This is a genomic window from Duganella flavida (assembly GCF_009857445.1).
Classification (GTDB): Bacteria; Pseudomonadota; Gammaproteobacteria; order Burkholderiales; family Burkholderiaceae_D; genus Rugamonas; species Rugamonas flavida.
In genome coordinates, this window is record NZ_WWCN01000002.1 from 331,288 (window position 1) to 347,821 (window position 16,534).

The 16,534-nt window shown below is 61.5% G+C and carries 17 protein-coding genes; 9 read left to right on the forward strand and 8 right to left on the reverse strand.

What is annotated here, in order from left to right; all coding sequences use genetic code 11:
- Positions 1 to 23 precede the first annotated feature (23 nt).
- Complete coding sequence (gene pcp, locus GTP46_RS03860) at positions 24 to 674, forward strand: pyroglutamyl-peptidase I (protein WP_161005298.1); 651 nt, start codon at positions 24 to 26, stop codon at positions 672 to 674.
- Here pcp and GTP46_RS03865 read toward each other — a convergent pair.
- From GTP46_RS03865 to GTP46_RS03875, 3 genes are read right to left on the reverse strand one after another with little or no spacing between them, the layout of a single operon-like run.
- On the reverse strand, positions 664 to 1,566 hold the full coding sequence (locus GTP46_RS03865) for a LysR family transcriptional regulator (RefSeq protein ID WP_161005299.1): 903 nt from the start codon (positions 1,564 to 1,566) through the stop codon (positions 664 to 666). The genes pcp and GTP46_RS03865 overlap by 11 nt on opposite strands.
- 21 nt (positions 1,567 to 1,587) lie before the next feature.
- Positions 1,588 to 2,502: a pseudouridine-5'-phosphate glycosidase gene (locus tag GTP46_RS03870; protein ID WP_161005300.1), complete on the reverse strand. Its 915-nt coding sequence runs from the start codon at positions 2,500 to 2,502 to the stop codon at positions 1,588 to 1,590.
- Positions 2,503 to 2,506: 4 nt separating this feature from the next.
- Entirely contained in the window at positions 2,507 to 3,637 is a 1,131-nt protein-coding gene (locus GTP46_RS03875; protein WP_161005301.1) for a carbohydrate kinase, read from the reverse strand.
- Positions 3,638 to 3,861: 224 nt separating this feature from the next.
- Between GTP46_RS03875 and xapA the strand changes: the two genes are divergently transcribed.
- From xapA to GTP46_RS03910, 7 genes are read left to right on the forward strand one after another with little or no spacing between them, the layout of a single operon-like run.
- Complete coding sequence (gene xapA, locus GTP46_RS03880) at positions 3,862 to 4,701, forward strand: xanthosine phosphorylase (RefSeq protein ID WP_161005302.1); 840 nt, start codon at positions 3,862 to 3,864, stop codon at positions 4,699 to 4,701.
- Positions 4,702 to 4,750: 49 nt separating this feature from the next.
- Positions 4,751 to 5,944 carry a phosphopentomutase gene (locus tag GTP46_RS03885; RefSeq protein WP_161005303.1) on the forward strand — a complete coding sequence of 398 codons (1,194 nt, stop codon included), beginning with the start codon at positions 4,751 to 4,753 and terminating at the stop codon, positions 5,942 to 5,944.
- Positions 5,941 to 6,903, forward strand: coding sequence for a deoxyribose-phosphate aldolase (gene deoC / locus GTP46_RS03890; RefSeq protein WP_161005304.1), 963 nt, complete (start codon positions 5,941 to 5,943; stop codon positions 6,901 to 6,903). The genes GTP46_RS03885 and deoC overlap by 4 nt, the downstream gene beginning before the upstream one ends.
- 27 nt (positions 6,904 to 6,930) lie before the next feature.
- On the forward strand, positions 6,931 to 9,315 hold the full coding sequence (locus GTP46_RS03895) for an aldehyde dehydrogenase family protein (protein ID WP_371869550.1): 2,385 nt from the start codon (positions 6,931 to 6,933) through the stop codon (positions 9,313 to 9,315).
- 4 nt (positions 9,316 to 9,319) lie between these two features.
- Complete coding sequence (deoA, locus tag GTP46_RS03900) at positions 9,320 to 10,645, forward strand: thymidine phosphorylase (protein WP_161005305.1); 1,326 nt, start codon at positions 9,320 to 9,322, stop codon at positions 10,643 to 10,645.
- Positions 10,642 to 11,049: a cytidine deaminase gene (locus GTP46_RS03905; RefSeq protein ID WP_161005306.1), complete on the forward strand. Its 408-nt coding sequence runs from the start codon at positions 10,642 to 10,644 to the stop codon at positions 11,047 to 11,049. The genes deoA and GTP46_RS03905 overlap by 4 nt, the downstream gene beginning before the upstream one ends.
- Positions 11,049 to 12,269 (forward strand): nucleoside deaminase, encoded by a 1,221-nt coding sequence (locus tag GTP46_RS03910; RefSeq protein ID WP_161005307.1) that lies wholly within the window; start codon positions 11,049 to 11,051, stop codon positions 12,267 to 12,269. Before GTP46_RS03905 ends, GTP46_RS03910 begins: the two co-directional genes overlap by 1 nt.
- Here the strand turns inward: GTP46_RS03910 and GTP46_RS03915 are convergent.
- The 5 genes from GTP46_RS03915 to GTP46_RS03935 all read right to left on the reverse strand — a co-directional run bounded on the left by GTP46_RS03915 (position 12,266) and on the right by GTP46_RS03935 (position 15,355).
- The gene (locus tag GTP46_RS03915; RefSeq protein WP_161005308.1) at positions 12,266 to 12,691 is read right to left on the reverse strand and encodes a VOC family protein; all 426 of its coding nucleotides are present in this window, start codon (positions 12,689 to 12,691) and stop codon (positions 12,266 to 12,268) included. The genes GTP46_RS03910 and GTP46_RS03915 overlap by 4 nt on opposite strands.
- Positions 12,692 to 12,746: 55 nt before the next feature.
- Positions 12,747 to 13,508, reverse strand: a complete 762-nt coding sequence (locus GTP46_RS03920; RefSeq protein ID WP_161005309.1) for a LytR/AlgR family response regulator transcription factor — start codon at positions 13,506 to 13,508, stop codon at positions 12,747 to 12,749.
- Positions 13,505 to 14,434 (reverse strand): sensor histidine kinase, encoded by a 930-nt coding sequence (locus tag GTP46_RS03925; protein ID WP_161005310.1) that lies wholly within the window; start codon positions 14,432 to 14,434, stop codon positions 13,505 to 13,507. Before GTP46_RS03925 ends, GTP46_RS03920 begins: the two co-directional genes overlap by 4 nt.
- On the reverse strand, positions 14,431 to 14,685 hold the full coding sequence (locus tag GTP46_RS03930; RefSeq protein WP_161005311.1) for a hypothetical protein: 255 nt from the start codon (positions 14,683 to 14,685) through the stop codon (positions 14,431 to 14,433). The genes GTP46_RS03925 and GTP46_RS03930 overlap by 4 nt, the downstream gene beginning before the upstream one ends.
- A gap of 103 nt (positions 14,686 to 14,788) precedes the next feature.
- The gene (locus GTP46_RS03935) at positions 14,789 to 15,355 is read right to left on the reverse strand and encodes a GNAT family N-acetyltransferase (protein WP_161005312.1); all 567 of its coding nucleotides are present in this window, start codon (positions 15,353 to 15,355) and stop codon (positions 14,789 to 14,791) included.
- A 68-nt stretch (positions 15,356 to 15,423) separates the two neighbouring features.
- On the opposite strand from GTP46_RS03935, the gene GTP46_RS03940 reads away from it, so the two are divergent.
- A complete protein-coding gene (locus GTP46_RS03940; protein ID WP_202414118.1) occupies positions 15,424 to 16,506 on the forward strand; it encodes a choice-of-anchor A family protein in 1,083 nt (360 codons plus the stop codon).
- Positions 16,507 to 16,534: the final 28 nt, after the last annotated feature.

Here is a 16,534-nt window from a genome sequence, read left to right on the forward strand (position 1 = left end):
TGCATTACCGCGGAGCTGTCAAGATGAAAAAGATAATATTGTTAACGGGCTTTGAACCGTTCAACAAGGAGACCACCAACCCCTCGTGGGAAGCGGTGCGCCATCTCGATGGCTGGCATGAGGGCGACTTCGTCGTGCACGCGCGTCAGCTGCCGGTGGTGTTCGGGCACGCGCTCAAGGTCGTGCACCAGGCGGTGGAAGAACTGCAGCCTAGTATTGTGATTGCAGTCGGCCAGGCCGGCGGCCGTGTCGATATGTCGGTGGAGCGCATTGCGATCAACGTTGACGATGCGCCCATTCCCGACAACCAGCAACGCCAGCTAGTCGACCAGCCGATTGTGAACGGCGGTCCCGCAGCTTACTTCTCCACCTTGCCGATCAAGGCCATCGTGCACGAGCTGCGAGAGGCGGGCTTGCCTGCTTCGGTGTCGCAGACGGCAGGCACCTTTGTGTGTAACCACGTGTTCTACGGCTTGATGCATCAGGCGCACGAGTGGGGCACCACCATGCGCGCCGGCTTCATTCACATTCCTTACTCGCCGCAGCAAGCGGCGCAGCATCCGGGTTCCGCCAGCATGAAGCTGGAAGATGTGGTGGAAGGACTGCGCATTGCCGTCCGCACCACGCTCGCCCACACCGTCGATTTGCGCGAGGCCGGTGGCCTTACGCACTAAGCGGATTCAAAATATTCAGGAAGGCCCGCACCACCGGCGCATCGTCGGTGGTGGTGTAGGTGATGTACAGGTTGGCCGATGGTGGATTGGTGCGGATCGGCAGGAACACCACGCCTGGCCAGCCGATACGGCTGGTGGTCTCGGGGATCAGCGTCACGCCCAGTCCAGCGCCCACCATCGCCAGCAGGGTTTGCGGTTCGGACGCTTCCTGGAAAATGGTCGGCTGGAAGCCGGCATTCACACAGCACTGGATCAGGTAGCGCGGGAAGGATGACTTGTCGAGCGCCAGCGTCAGCATCGGTTCGTCGGCGATGTCGGTCAGTTCAATCGCATCCTGCTTGGCCAGCGGGTGGTGCTCGTTGATGGCCACGCACACGTCTTCGCGGAAGCACAGTTCTTGCCGCAGGTTGTCGTTTTTCAGATCGTCTTCATTCAGCTTGGGCTCGCGCCAGAAGCCGACGTCGATCTGCTTGGCGCGCAGGGCGTCGTACTGCAAGGTCGGACCCAGTTCATGGATGGTCCACGTCACGCGCGGGAACTTGGTCTGGAATTCTTCCAGCAGGCTGGGAATCGGCCCCCACATCGCCGAACCGACGATGCCCACGCGCAGCCGGCCCACTTCACCGCGGTCGATCTGGCGGATGGTGTCGATGGTCATGCGCATCTTGCCCAGCAAGTCGGCCGCTTCGGCCATCAGCGCCTTGCCGGCCACCGTCAGTTCGAAGGTGCGCGTGGTGCGCGCGAACAGCTTCACACCCAGTTCGCTTTCCAGTTTCATGATCTGCTGGCTCAACGGCGGCTGCGAAATGTGCAGTCGCTCGGCGGCACGGCTGAAACTTTTTTCTTCAGCGACGGCGAGGAAGTACTTCAGTTGCTTCAGATCGATGGACATGGCGTCGGCTAATGTGGGTTGTTAGTGCGTCGTGTGCAGGGCCACCGCCAGCGCGGCGCCGCAGCGGGCGTTGTTCTTCACCAGTGCGATATTGGTCGCCAGGCTGCGGCCCTCGGTCAGCTGCTTGATGCGGCTAAGCAGGAATGGCGTGACGTTCTTGCCAGTGACGCCTTGCGCATCGGCTTCCTGCAAGGCTTGTCCGGTGATGCGGTCGATTTCTTCTTTCGGCATCGCTTCCGCCGCAGGCACTGGATTGCTGACAACCACGCCGCCTTTCAGGCCCAGCTCCCACTTGGTGTGGATGAAGGCCGCTTGCTCGGCTGGCGTGTCGAGCTGGAAGTCGGCATTGAAGCCACTCTCGCGCGTGAAGAAAGCCGGGAAGCCACGCTGGCCCACGCTCACCACTGGTACGCCGTGGGTTTCCAGGTACTCCAGCGTCAGGCCGATATCGAGGATGGACTTGACGCCGGCGCAGACTACCGCCACCGAGGTCTGTGCCAGTTCCTGCAAGTCGGCCGAAATATCGAAGCTGGTCTCGGCGCCGCGATGCACGCCGCCGATGCCGCCAGTGACGAACACTTTGATGCCTGCCAGTTCAGCGCAGATCATGGTCGCAGCCACGGTGGTGGCGCCCAGTTTGTTTTGCGCCAGTACGAACGGCAGGTCGCGGCGGCTGACTTTCATCGCATCTGGCGAAGTGCCCAGCAACTCCAGCTGCTCGTCGGACAGGCCGACGCAGATTTTGCCGCCGATGATGGCGATGGTGGCTGGCACGGCGCCGCCGTCGCGGATGATCTGTTCCACTTCACGCGCCATCTGCACGTTTTGCGGATACGGCATGCCGTGCGAAATGATGGTCGATTCGAGAGCGACGATAGGTTTGCCGGCGGCGCGGGCGGCGGCCACTTCCGGCGAGAACAGCAGGTATTGGTGCATGGTCTTATCCTTTATTCGGGAAGAGCGGGGCGCTCAGGTCAAAATCGTGTATTTCGTCGAGGATATCGGCGGCAAGGACCGGCGACACCGTCTCCGCGCTTTCCAGCGTCATCGCGGCCACCTTGAGGCCACGGCGGCAGGCCAGCGTCAGATCACCGCTGCCCTGGTACAGTGACCAGCAGACGGCGGCCGAGAAGGCATCGCCGGCGCCGGTCACGTCGACCACGTCCACTTGATGTGCGGCCAGCCAAACCAGCTCGCCATCCTGCGTGTGGTACACACCCTGGCTGCCGCAGGTGACGATGACATCCTGCGCGCCTTGCGCCTGCACTTCGCGGCAGGCGGCGCGCACATCGGCTTCGGTCGGCAGGGCGCGGCCGGCGCGGGTTTCCAGTTCGCCGCGATTCAGGATCAGCAGGCGAAGGCCGTTCAGGTCTTGCGGCAGGCGCGCCATCTTCGGCTGCGACACGGCCACGATCACCAGTGGCACGTTGTCGCTGCGCGCGCTACCGAGCAGCAGGGTGATGCTATCGGCCGGCAGGTTGAGGTCGGCCACGGTCATGGCGGCGGCCAAGCGCTGCGGCGCGCGGCTGGCGAGGAATTCAGGCGTGATGCGCTCGTACAGCGCCATGTCGGCCAGCGCCACCACCAGCTCGCCCTTGTCGTCGAGGATGGCGGTGTAGGTGCCGGTGGCGGCATCCTGCAGTTTCAGGCTGCCGCGCGTGTCGATGCCGGCTTGCTCGGCGTGCTCCTGCAGGCTGCGGCCGGCGCCGTCGTCGCCGACGGCGGTCAACAGGGCGGTCGGCAGGTTCAGGCGGGCCAGGTTCTCGGCGATGTTGCGTGCCACGCCGCCGTAGACTTCCTCGGCGGTGGCAGGATTGGAGGTGCCCAGCTGCATGGAGGCGATGGTGCGCAGCTTGCGGTCCAGGTTGGCGGCGCCGATGCACATCACCGGGCTTTTATCCGGCAGCACGTAGGCGCGGCCCAGCAGGCGGCGTTCGCGTATCAAACCGGCGATATGGCCGGCCACAGCCGAGCGCGACAGGCGTAGCTCGACCGCCAGGTCTTGCTGGGAAATGAAGGGGTTGGCGCGGATCAGCTGGTAGAGCTGTTCCTTTTTTGAGGAGTCGGTCACGGTAGTGCCCTTAAAAACATTTGTCGACTATGGTAAACATTTGTCCTTAATGAGTCAAATAAGCAGTCAAACCTGCGCGGCAGCTAAGTTTGCCTTGATTTATAATACGCCTTATTTATATAACTTTTGTATAAATGGTGAAGAAAAATGGTATTTGTCATACATATGTACCATGATGCATAGTGTCAGCTTCCCCAGCCACATCAAAAAATCAGAGGATTTCCATGTCTAATAATTCCCCATTCCAGGCAGCCGACATTATTCGCTCCCGTCTTCCAGCTGGCTTCAAGCCGCGCGTAGCGATGATCCTCGGTTCGGGCCTGGGCATGCTGGCGGAACAAATGACCGACGCAGTGACCATCAGCTACGACCAGCTGCCGGGCTTCCCGATCTCCACCGTGCACGGCCACGCCGGTGAACTGGTGATCGGCACCCTGTCGGGCGTGCAGGTGGTGTGCATGAAGGGCCGCGGCCACGTCTATGAAGGCTACGGCCTGGGCGTGATGACCAGCGCCGTGCGCACCATGAAGCTGCTGGGCTGCGAAATGCTGTTCGTGACCAATGCGGCCGGCTCGCTGCGTCCTGAAGTGGATGCCGGCTCGCTGGTGGCGCTGACTGACCACATCAACTTCCTGCCGGGCACCCCGATGATGGGCCCTAACGACGAACGTTTCGGTCCACGCTTCTTCAGCATGGCCAACGCCTACGATGCGGACCTGCGCGCGCTGCTGCAATCCTCGGCTAAAGAGAAAAACGTCACCCTGCACGAAGGTGTGTACATCGCCTACGCTGGTCCTAACTTTGAAACGCCTGCGGAAATCCGCGCGTTCAAGACCTTGGGCGCGGACGTGGTGGGCATGTCGGTGGTGCCGGAAGTGGTATCGGCGCGTCACTGCGGTTTGAAAGTGGTGGGCGTATCGGCCATCACCAATCTGGCGGAAGGCCTGTCGCCGTTCCCGCTGTCGCATGAACAGACCTTGAAGTACGCTGCCGTTGCAGCGACCTCGCTGGTGGAAGTGATTCTGGGCTTCCTCGCGAATGTAGCAAAAACGCCGCAGGCGTAAGACACCCAAGGGGCGGCTAGTCCGCCCTTTTGCTTTTTAGGAGTTCGTTATGAAACGCGCATTTATCCTGCTGCTCGATTCGTTTGGCCTGGGCGCCACGCCCGACGCGGCGAAGTACAACGACGTCGGCGCCAACACCTTCGGCCACATCGCTGAGCAAGTCGCCAAAAGCGGCAAGCCGATGTCGCTGCCGAACATGGAAAAACTCGGCCTGACCGCCGCCGCGCATCTGGCCAGCGGCCAGTGGGCTGCCGGCTTCACCAAGCGCGAAGGTTTCACCGCTGCCTACGGCGCGGCGCGCGAGCGTTCGACCGGCAAGGACACGCAGTCCGGCCACTGGGAAATCGCCGGCGTGCCGGTGGAATTCGACTGGGGCTACTTCCCGAAAACCGTGCCGTCGTTCCCGGCCGACCTGACCGCCAAGCTGCAAGAGCTGACCGGCGTGCCGGGCTTCCTCGGCAATTGCCACGCATCGGGCACGGAGATCATCAACCTGCATGGTGATGAACACGTCGCCAGCGGCAAACTGATTATCTACACCTCGGCCGACTCGGTGCTACAGATCGCAGCGCACGAAGAATCGTTCGGCCTTGAGCGACTGTACGAAGTGTGCGAGATCGCGTTTAAACTCGTTGAGCCGTACAACATCGGCCGCGTGATCGCGCGTCCGTTCCTCGGCGCGAACGGCAACTACACCCGTACCACCAATCGTCACGACTACGCTGTCGCACCGCCGGCGCCTACGCTGCTGGACCACGTCAAGAATGACGGCGGCGAAGTGATCGCGCTGGGCAAAATCAGCGACATCTTCGCGGCGCAAGGCGTATCGCGCGTGGTGAAGGGCAAGGACAATATGGCGCTGTTCGACGCGCTGCTGAAGGTGCAGAAGGAAGCGGGCGACAAGTCGCTGACCTTCGTCAACTTCGTCGACTTCGACCAGGCCTTCGGTCACCGCCGCGACGTCAACGGCTACTCCAACGCGCTGCACGAAATGGATGTGCGCCTGCCGGAGTTCATCGCCGGTCTGCAAGAGGATGACCTGGTGGTCATCACTGCCGATCACGGTTGCGATCCAACCTGGCCGGGCTCCGACCACACGCGTGAACACATCCCGATGATTTTCTTCGGCCCGAATGTGAAGCCGCAGTCGCTGGGCATTTCCGAAACCTTCTCCGACATCGGCCAGACGCTGGCCCACCACCTCGGCGTGAAACCACTTTCCAACGGAACGAATCTGCTATGAGCATCATTACCGACTTCAAACGTAACGAAGCGGTCCCACTGGACCTGGGCTGGATTAACCACATCCACGTCAACAAATCCGCCGCCGACCGCCGCGCCGCCAGCCTGGCGAACCGCCGCACGGTGAAGAAGGAATACCAGGCCGCATGGCTGGTCAAGGCCATCGGCCTGATCGACCTGACCACGCTGTCGGGCGACGATACGCCGGGCCGCGTTGAACGTCTGTGCCGCAAGGCGCTGCGTCCACTGCGCACCGACCTGGTGGAAGCACTGGGCCTGCAAGATGTCAACCTCGCCACCGGTGCGGTGTGCGTGTATCACGAGATGATCAAGCCTGCGGTGGAAGTGCTGCAAGGCCGCCTGCCTATCGCTGCCGTGTCGACCGGCTTCCCGGCTGGCTTGACCAGCATGGAAACCAAGGTGCGCGAGATCGAACTGTCGGTGGCCGCTGGCGCCAGCGAAATCGATATCGTCATCACCCGCCAGCACGTTTTGACTGGCAATTGGCAAGCGCTGTACGACGAGATGCTGGCTTACCGCAAGGCTTGCGGCGAAGCGCACGTGAAAGCGATTCTGGCGACCGGTGAACTGGTCACGCTGGAAAACGTGGCCAAGGCTTCGTGGGTTTGCATGATGGCTGGCGCGGACTTCATCAAGACCTCGACCGGTAAAGAGCCAGTCAACGCTACGATCCCTGTGTCGCTGACGATGGTGCGCGCGATTCGCGAATACCACGAGCAGACCGGCTTCAAGATCGGCTACAAGCCTGCGGGTGGCGTCGGCACGGCCAAGGCTGCGCTGCAGTACCTGACCCTGATGAAGGAAGAACTGGGCAACGAGTGGCTGGAACCGCACCTGTTCCGCATTGGCGCATCGAGCCTGCTGACTGACATTGAGCGTCAGCTGGAACATTACGTGACCGGCAATTACTCGGCCGCTCATCGTCATGCTCAACCTTAACGCGCAACCTTAATTACGGACACTGTCATGCCAACCATCAAAGAGATCCTGAACACTATGGAATACGGCCCAGCACCGGAAAGCACCAAAGAAGCGCAAGCGTGGCTGGAGCAGCGCGACCGTCAATTCGGCCTGTTCATCAACAACGAGTGGAGCGCAGCTGGTGAGCTGTTCGCTTCCATCAACCCGGCCAATGGCGCCAAGCTGGCCGACCTGACCCAAGGCACCGCCGCTGACGTGGACCGCGCTGTTGCTGCGGCACGCGCTGCGCAACCGGGCTGGCAAGCACTGGGCGGCCATGGCCGCGCCAAGATCATGTACTCGATCGCGCGCCTGATGCAAAAGCACGCACGCCTGTTTGCGGTGCTGGAAACGCTGGACAACGGCAAGACCATCCGCGAAACCCGCGACGTCGACCTGCCGCTGGTAGCGCGTCACTTCTACTACCACGCCGGCTGGGCGCAACTGCAAGCCGAAGAATTCTCGGACTACCGCGCTGTCGGCGTGGTCGGCCAGATCGTGCCGTGGAACTTCCCGCTGCTGATGCTGGCGTGGAAAATCGCACCTGCGCTGGCTGCCGGTAACACGGTGGTGTTCAAACCTGCAGAATTCACCTCGCTGACCGCGATGCTGTTCGCAGACATCTGCGTACAAGCTGGCGTGCCTGCTGGTGTAGTCAACATCGTCACCGGCGATGGCCGCGTGGGCGAAGCCATCGTCAAGCACGAAGGCATCGACAAGCTGGCCTTCACCGGTTCGACCGAAGTTGGCCGTTTGATTCGCGAAGCGTCGGCAGGCAGCGGTAAGAAGCTGTCGCTGGAACTGGGCGGCAAGTCGCCGTTCATCGTGTTTGAAGATGCGGACCTGGATGCTGCGGTTGAAGGCCTGGTCGATTCGATCTGGTTCAACCAAGGCCAGGTTTGCTGCGCAGGTTCGCGCTTGCTGGTGCAGGAATCGGTGCAGGAGAAATTCCTGGCCAAGCTGCGCGCCCGCATGGACAAGCTGACCCTCGGCTCGCCGCTGGACAAATCGATGGACATCGGCGCACTGGTTGATCCAGTGCAGAAGCAGCGCATTGAAGGTCTGGTGCAATCGGCGCGCGACGAAGGTTGCACCGTGTACCAGCCAGCATGCGAACTGCCAGCCGACGGCTCGTGGTTCCCGCCAACCCTGATCACTGGCGCATCGACGTCGGCTGCCGTGGCGCAAGCTGAAATCTTTGGCCCAGTGCTGGTGGCGATGAGCTTCCGCACTCCGCCGGAAGCCGTGCAGCTGGCGAACAACACCGTGTACGGCCTGGCCGCATGCGTGTGGACCGAGAACATTTCGCTGGCGCTGGACGTCGCACCTGCGATCAAGGCCGGTGTGGTGTGGATTAACACCGCCAACCAGTTCGACGCTGCTTGCGGCTTCGGCGGCTACCGCGAATCCGGCTACGGCCGTGAAGGTGGACGCGAAGGAATGTATGAATACCTGACCTCCAAAGCGGAAGACGCACGTCCTGCCGCACCAGTGATCGAGCCGAAAGCCAAAGCGAAAGCTGCACCGGCAGCCACCGGTGGCGCATTCGCGATCGACCGCACTGCGAAGCTGTACATCGGCGGCAAGCAAGCGCGCCCTGACGGCGCTTACAGCCGCGCGATTCACGGCGCCGATGGTTCCTTCATCGCCGAAGTCGGCGAGGGTAACCGCAAGGACATCCGCAACGCCGTGGAAGCTGCGCACAAGGCCACCGGCTGGACCAAAGCCACTGCGCACAACCGCGCGCAAGTGCTGTACTACATCGCTGAAAACCTGGCCGCGCGCGGCGAAGAATTCGCAGCCCGTATCGCCGCCATGACCGGTACTAAAAACGCCGAGAAAGAAGTGCAAGCTTCGATCGAGCGCCTGTTCTACTGGGCCGCGTGGGCCGACAAGTACGACGGCCTGGCGCACCAGCCGCCGATGCATGGCATCACCGTGGCGCTGAATGAGCCGCTGGGTGTGATCGGCGTCGTCTGCCCGAACGAAGCGCCGCTGCTGGGCTTCATCTCGCTGGTCGCTCCAGCTATCGCGCTGGGCAACCGCGTGGTGGTGGTGCCATCGGAAGCGCATCCGCTGTCGGCGACCGATCTGTATCAAGTGTTCGATACGTCGGACCTGCCGGCTGGTGTGGTCAACATCATCACCGGTTCGGCTGATGAACTGGCGCGCACGCTGGCGACCCACTCGGACATCGATGCGGTGTGGCGTCACGACGGTTCGGCTGAAGGCTGCGCTGAAGTTGAGCGCTTGTCGGCGACTTCGTTGAAGCGCACCTGGGTTGGTGGTGCAAAAGGCCGCGATTGGTATAGCACCGCGCAAGCGGGCGGCCGCGCAGTGCTGGCGCATGCATCGCAAGTGAAAAACATCTGGATTCCTTACGGCGTTTAAGCTTATGTCTTACTTACCTCAAGAGATTATCCGCAAAAAGCGTGACGGCCTGGCGCTGACCACCGAAGAGATTCAGTTCTTCGTTGGCGGCATCACCTCCGGCCGTGTGACCGAAAGCCAGATCGCCGCGCTGGCGATGGCGGTCTATTTCAAAGACATGAGCATGGACGAACGCGTGGCCTTCACCCTGGCCATGCGCGACTCCGGTGAAGTGCTGGACTGGCGCTCGCTGGACCTGAATGGTCCGGTGGTCGACAAGCACTCCACCGGCGGCGTTGGTGACGTAGTGTCGCTGCTGCTGGGACCTATGGTCGCTGCGTGCGGCGGCTACGTGCCGATGATTTCAGGCCGTGGCCTTGGCCACACCGGCGGTACGCTGGACAAGTTCGACTCCATCCCCGGCTACACCACGGTGCCGGACAACGCCTTGTTCCGCAAGGTGGTGAAGGAAGTCGGCGTTGCCATCATCGGTCAGACCTCGTCGCTGGCACCGTCGGACAAAGTGTTCTACGGCGTACGTGATGTGACGGCGACGGTGGAATCGGTGGCGATGATCACCGGCTCCATCCTGTCGAAAAAACTGTCGGCAGGCCTGGATGCACTGGCGATGGACGTTAAAGTCGGCAGTGGCGCTTTCATGCCGACCTATGGCAAATCGGTGGAACTGGCTGAGAGCATCGTCAAAGTCGGTAACGGCGCTGGCATGATGACTTCCGCCATCCTGACCGACATGAACGAATCGCTGGCGCCTTACGCTGGTAACGCGGTTGAAGTACGCGGCGCGATCGACTACCTGACCGGCAAGTCGCGTCCTGCGCGCCTGCACGAAGTCACGATGGCGCTGTGCGCCGAGATGCTGGTGCTGGGCAAACTGGCGGCGACCGAAGAGGAAGCGCGCGCCAAGCTGCAAGCCTCGCTGGACAGCGGCGAAGCGGCCGAGCGTTTTGCACGCATGGTGGTGGCGCTGGGCGGTCCTGCGGACTTGATCCAGAATCCGGACAAGTACCTGGAACGTTCGCCGATCATCGTGCCTGCTCCGGCGCTGAAATCGGGCTACGCGGCATCGACCAACTGCCGTGAAATCGGCCTGGCGGTGGTGTCGCTGGGCGGCGGCCGTCGCCGTGCTGCCGATGCTATCGACTTCGCGGTCGGTCTGACCGACCTCGTTGGCCTTGGCGATGAAGTGCAAGCCGGCCAGCCGTTGGCAATGGTGCACGCGCGCACGCAGGAAGCGGCCGAACAAGCCATTCGCGAAATCCAGGCGGCTTACCAGATCGCTGATGCTGCACCTGCAGCCAACCAAGTTATCTACCGGACCATCCGCCCATGAACAAACAAGAGTTGATCGCCGAAGCCGCAGCAGCGCGGCTGAAGGCTTACGCACCGTACTCCAACTTCAAGGTCGGTGCGGCGCTGCTGACCAACGATGGCAAGCTTTTCCACGGCTGTAACGTGGAGAACGCGTCCTATGGTTTGTGCAATTGCGCCGAGCGTACTGCCTTGTTCAGCGCTTTCGCGCATGGCTACAAGCCAGGTGATTTCAGCCAGCTGGTGGTCATCGGCGAAACCGACGGTCCAATCGCACCATGCGGCGCATGCCGCCAGGTGATTCTTGAACTGGGTGGCAACGAGCTGCCGGTCCTGCTGACCAACCTCAAAGGCGACATCTACGAGACCACCGCCGCCGAGCAGCTGCCGAACGCATTTGGCGGCCAGGATCTCAAGAAGAAGTAATGGCGCACAAGAAGACGATTGATGTGCAGGCGGCTGTCGCCATCGCGGCGGCCGAAGCTATCGCAGCCAAGACGCAAGGTACGTTCGGCGTCGGTGGCTTGATGCTCGACCAGCACGGCAACGTGCTGCAGTCGCTGCACAACAACGTCATCAAGGACGGCTTGATCTACGACCCGACCGCGCACGGCGAGCGACAGTTGATCGACTGGTACTACGCCGAACGCGCCAAGGGCCGTGAATTGCCGGAGCCGCAGGACATCACTATCGTCACCTCGCTCGATCCATGCTGCATGTGCAGCGGCGCGATTTTGGCCGGTGGCTTTAACGTGGTGGTGGCCGCGCCGGACAAGAACGCCGGCCTCAATTACGACAGCAGCGCAGACTTCCACGCGCTGCCGAAAGCCTTGCGCTCGCAGGCTTCTGCGAGCTTCAGTTATCCCGCCATTCTCGGCACCTCGCTGTACGCGCGCGCCAGCACGGGCGCGACGCCGAAGTCCTTCTTCATCGGGAAAACCATCTCCGAACCGACGCAAGCCTTATGCTCGCTGGTGTTCGAGGCTACATCGGCCGATGTGATGGAAATGTTCAACACTGACCTGCCGCAGGAAGTACTGAAAGATCCGGCGACGCTGCCGGCCAGTCACGCCCTCGTGTCCGTGCTCAAACAGCACTATCCGGATGCGCTGACCTATCGCTGCAAACCGCACCAGCCGGATGCTGGCCTCGCGCCGTTTCTGAAACAAGCGATGGCGCGTGACCGCGAATATGGTGGAGCAGGGGATGCGGTGGCTTTGCTGGATTCCTTCGGCAACCTGCTGCTGTGTATGCCGGGCCGCACGGCACAATCGGGCATCCGCAGCGCTTTCATGGAAACCACGCGCGCCTACGCGCAGCTGCGCTACAAGCTGATGAACGGCGCCACGCCGGAACAGCAAAACGAAGTGCGCCACTACCTCGGCCATCCGAAAGACGGCACCTTCGTGTTTGCCAAAGGGCCGGATGCAAGTGCGGTCAGCTTCATGAATCTCGGCGCCTACGGCTCGACGATGGAAGGCCCGCTGCCACTGAAAAATCCCGCGCAATTCCAATATGTGCAGCCCTCGCTGCCGGAAGCGGAACTGGCCGCCGTCTGCGCCGCTATGCCGCCTCTCTACCGCAACATCATCCGCATTCGTCCGACCCAAGTGGCCGATGCCGCGCTGGTTAGCGCCCTCGTTTAAGCGTAGGGATCGTAGGTTCCGATACTCCAGATGTGGCCTTCGGGGTCGCTGCAGGTGAAGCCGCGGCCGCCGTAGTCTTCGTCTTTGATGTCCAGCAGGATGGCGCCGCCGGCTTCTTTTACGCGACGGTACACTTCATCTGCGTCGTTCACGACCAGATAGGTGCTTTGCGTGACGAAGCCGCCGCTGTCGGCGGGATGCCTGAGTAGTCGTCCGTATTCGGTGTCGAAGGTTGAAGACAGCATCACCATGCCGTTGCCGAAGCGGAGCTGTGCGTGGGCCACGAGTCCATCCTCGCTCGGCACCACGAACTGCACGTCAAAGCCGAAGGTGCCGCGTAGCCATTCGATGGCGGCCGGTGCGTCGCGGTAGCGGATGCACGGGATCACGCTGCAGAGAGTTTGCTTGGGTATGCTGGACATCGTTCGCTCCCTTCACAGAAGAGATCAAGTATACGCCGATGCCCAGCGCACACCATTACATTTGCTGGAATAAATGTGCGTGGCCGCGGCTTACTTCCAACAGTTCCGGATGGTTGCGGATGCGGACCATCTGCCGCCCTCGCAAGTCGCGCGTGACTTCTGCTATCGCATCTATCCGCACCAGCGTGGAGCGGTGGATACGCCAGAATTCGTTCGGATCGAGTTCGTCCGCCAGCTCCTTCAAGGTCTTGCGGATCAGGACTTCCGATTGTTCGGTCTGCACGCGCGTGTATTTTTCATCAGCCTGGAAGAACAGCACTTCGCGCGTGGAGATCATGCGCAGGTTGGTGCCGACCACGGCCTGTATCCAGCGTAGGTATTCCTGCTTGGCCGCCGGCTTGTCGTGATGCGTCAGCAACTGGCTCAGCTGCCGCTCGATATTGGACGGCTGCTGGCCGATCAGCGATTGCAATCGCGTGCACGTGGTTTTCAGGCGCTCGCCGCCGACCGGCTTGAGCAGGTAATCCAGCGCACCTTGTTCAAACGCTTCAATCGCATACTGGTCGTAAGCCGTGACGAATACCAGATGGCAGCGGTTGAACAGCATGCGCGCCGCTTCAATGCCGGACAGGCCCGGCATGCGGATATCCAAAAACACGATGTCCGGCTGATACTGCCCAGCCAGCGCCACGGCCTCGATACCGTTGGCCGCTTCGGCCACGATCTCCAGCGCCGGCCACGCCTCCTGCAAGCGGCTGCGCAGTTGCTGGCGCATGCCTTCTTCATCGTCGGCAATGAGGGCGGTAGGGCGACTCATTTGGCGCTCCCGGCAAAGATGTCAGGCGCGTACGGCACGCGGATGCTGGCGCGGGTGCCGCCGGTCAGCGGCGCTTCGATCACCAGCTGCGCGCGGTTGCCGTACTGGATGCGCAAGCGCTCGCGCACATTGGCGAGGCCAACGCCATCGCTGGAAAACGGATTGAAGCCGACGCCGTCATCCAGCACGTCCACTTGCAGCATCTGCCCATCGACCGCAGCGCGGATATCGATGCGGCCGCCTTCGATCTTGGGCTCCAGCCCGTGCTTGATGGCGTTCTCAATCAGGATTTGCAGCATCATCACTGGGAAGGTGGCGCTGGCCATGTCGTCCGGCACGTCAATCGACACCGCCAGCCGTGAGCGCATGCGCGCCTGCATGATGGCCAGATAGGCGCGCGACATTTCAATCTGCCGGCCCAGCGTGCCCGCGCCCTTGGCGCGCATCTGCGGCAGCGTGGCGCGCAGGTAGTCGATCAGGTTCTGGTGGATGCGCGCCGCTTGCGGCGGATCGGTCTCGATCAGCTGGCCGATCAAGGCCAGCGTATTGAATAAAAAGTGCGGCTCGACCTGCGCTTGCAGGGCCGCCATGCGCGCTTCGACCACGCGCCGTTCGATGCTTTCCTCGTCGGCGTGGCTGGACGCGTGGCGCGCCTCCAGCTCGGCCTTGCGCTTGCCGCCGGCCAGTACCTTCAAGGCCAGCGATAGCAGGATAAAGCCCCAGGCCTGCTCGGTGATATGAAACAGCGAGGCCGACATAATCAACAGCAGCAACCAGATAATCAGCAACTTGCGCCACTCAACCTGCGCCAGCCAGTCAAAAAAATGCCACCACAGGCTGACTGCGGTTTCGCCTATCTCGCGGATGATGTCGAGCAGGCTTTTGGCATTGTTGTAGCCGGCCTGGGCCAGCCGATTCTTTTTCATTCGACGTCCTTGTACGGGGTGGCACGCTGGCGGCGCTTGCCGATCACGCACACGCCCACTGCCAGCTTGAGCAGCAGGAATACCGTGAACAGCACCAGCGCCAACGGCAGGATCGAGCAAATAAACGCCAGCACCAGCGCCGCGCCCAGCAGCGCTTGCGGCGACATGCGGCCGATCAGCCCAACGCCAAAGCGCAGCGTGCGCATGAAGGCTTGGTAAATCTCGTCGAACAGGGCAGTGACTTTATCCATTTGGCATCTCCTTAAATAAGTGTTGCGATGGAGACACTTTAGCAAGCGCCTGCTTGATAAGGCAGCGAATTCCGATCAACTGCATTTTCGCGGGTATGGCCGGTCAGCGCGGCGGATGAATGGCGGCTTCCCAATCCTTGCGTAGCAGGCCGTAGATGATGCTATCCGAAATTTCGCCGCCGACAAACCAGCGTTCGCGCAAATGGCCTTCGCGCTGGAAATGCAGGCCTTCCAGGATGCGCTCGGAGGCAATGTTGGCCGGATGGATATCGGCCTCGATGCGGTGCAGTTCCAGCGCGCTGAAGCCGTAGCCGATCAGCGCCGGCAGTGCCTCTTGCATGTAGCGTTGGCCCCAGTGCGGCCGTGCCAGCATGTAGCCAACCTGGCAGCGGTGGTTGCGGCGGTCGAAGTCGTACAGCGTGACGGTGCCGATCAGTTCGCCATCCGGCAGGATCATGGCCAGCCGCAGGGCAGTGCCGTCGCGGTAGGCCTTGAGCGTCTGTTCGATGTTGTCGGTAGCCTGGGCGATGTGCAGCCACGGCGTGCTGCTCCAATAGCGCAGCGCCGCCGGATCGGAGAACAGGCGGAACAGGGCGTCCGTATCTTCCGGCTCAACAAAGCGCAGCTTCAGGCGCGAGGTAATTAGTTCGACCGATGAAAAAATATTCATAAAATTTGGAAACTAGTGATACACTTAAAACAATTATATTTCTAATTTACTATTGTTTAAGGACCGATATGACGCGCGCTGTTGCCCTGACTACTGCCCTGATGCTGGCTGGTTCCGTCCAAGCCGCTACCGCCCCTGCACCGCTGACTGCCCTGCAAACGCTGAAGCAATTCAACGCCGTGGTGCTGACCAATGCCAAGAGCGAATCGCACATCGACGGCCGCACCTGGATCGGCGGCTCGCTGACCGGCCATAACAGCCCGGTATTCGACATGCACCCGGGCGACACGCCGGCTTCCAGCTACGCCGGCCTGACCGTGATGGGCGTAGGCGTGGCGTCCGGCGCTAACGCGGTTAGTGATGCGCAAGTGACCGACAACGGCGCTGTAGTGTACGGTAACACCAGCAAGCTGACCATCAACAATGGCAACAGCGCCATCTACGGCAACACCGACAGCACCAACTTCAACGGCAGCGGCAGCTACTACGTGACCGGCACCGCTGGCAGCGGCAATAAAGGCGTCACCAAGATCACCGCGTCTACTTACGCGGGTTCGGTACAGGAGACCAACAGCCTGGCCGCCAGTTCGACCAATTTCGCCAGCGTGCTGGGCGGCTTGTCGACCCAGCTGAAATCGCTGGCCTCGACCGGTAGCACCGTCAGCATAGTCGGCGAGCAGGCCAACTTTACTGCCGTGGTCAAAGACGGCGTGGCCGTGTTTGACCTGACCGCGATCGATACCACGCTGTTCTCCAGCGCGGTCAAGCGTTTCTCGTTCTCCGGCCTGGGCGGCGCCACTAGCGTGATCTTCAACACCGACGTCACTAGCGCTACCCTAGCGGATGACTTCCTGGGCGGTGCAGCGCCTAACTACGGCGCTAAGATGATCTGGAACTTCTACAACGCCACCAGTCTGACCGTGAACAACCAGTTCGGCGGCTCCATCCTCGCGACCAAGGCAGCGTTGACCAACAACCAGAACATCGAGGGCGGCGTCTTCGTCAACTCGCTGGACCAGCATGCGGAAATCCACCTGAAAGCCTACACCGGCAACATCCCGGCGGTACCGGAGCCGGGTACTTACGCCATGCTGTTGGCCGGCCTGGGCCTGTTGGGCGTAATTAGCGCCCGTGAAAAACACGTAAAATAAATAAAAGAAAGTTTTAATTGTGATATCC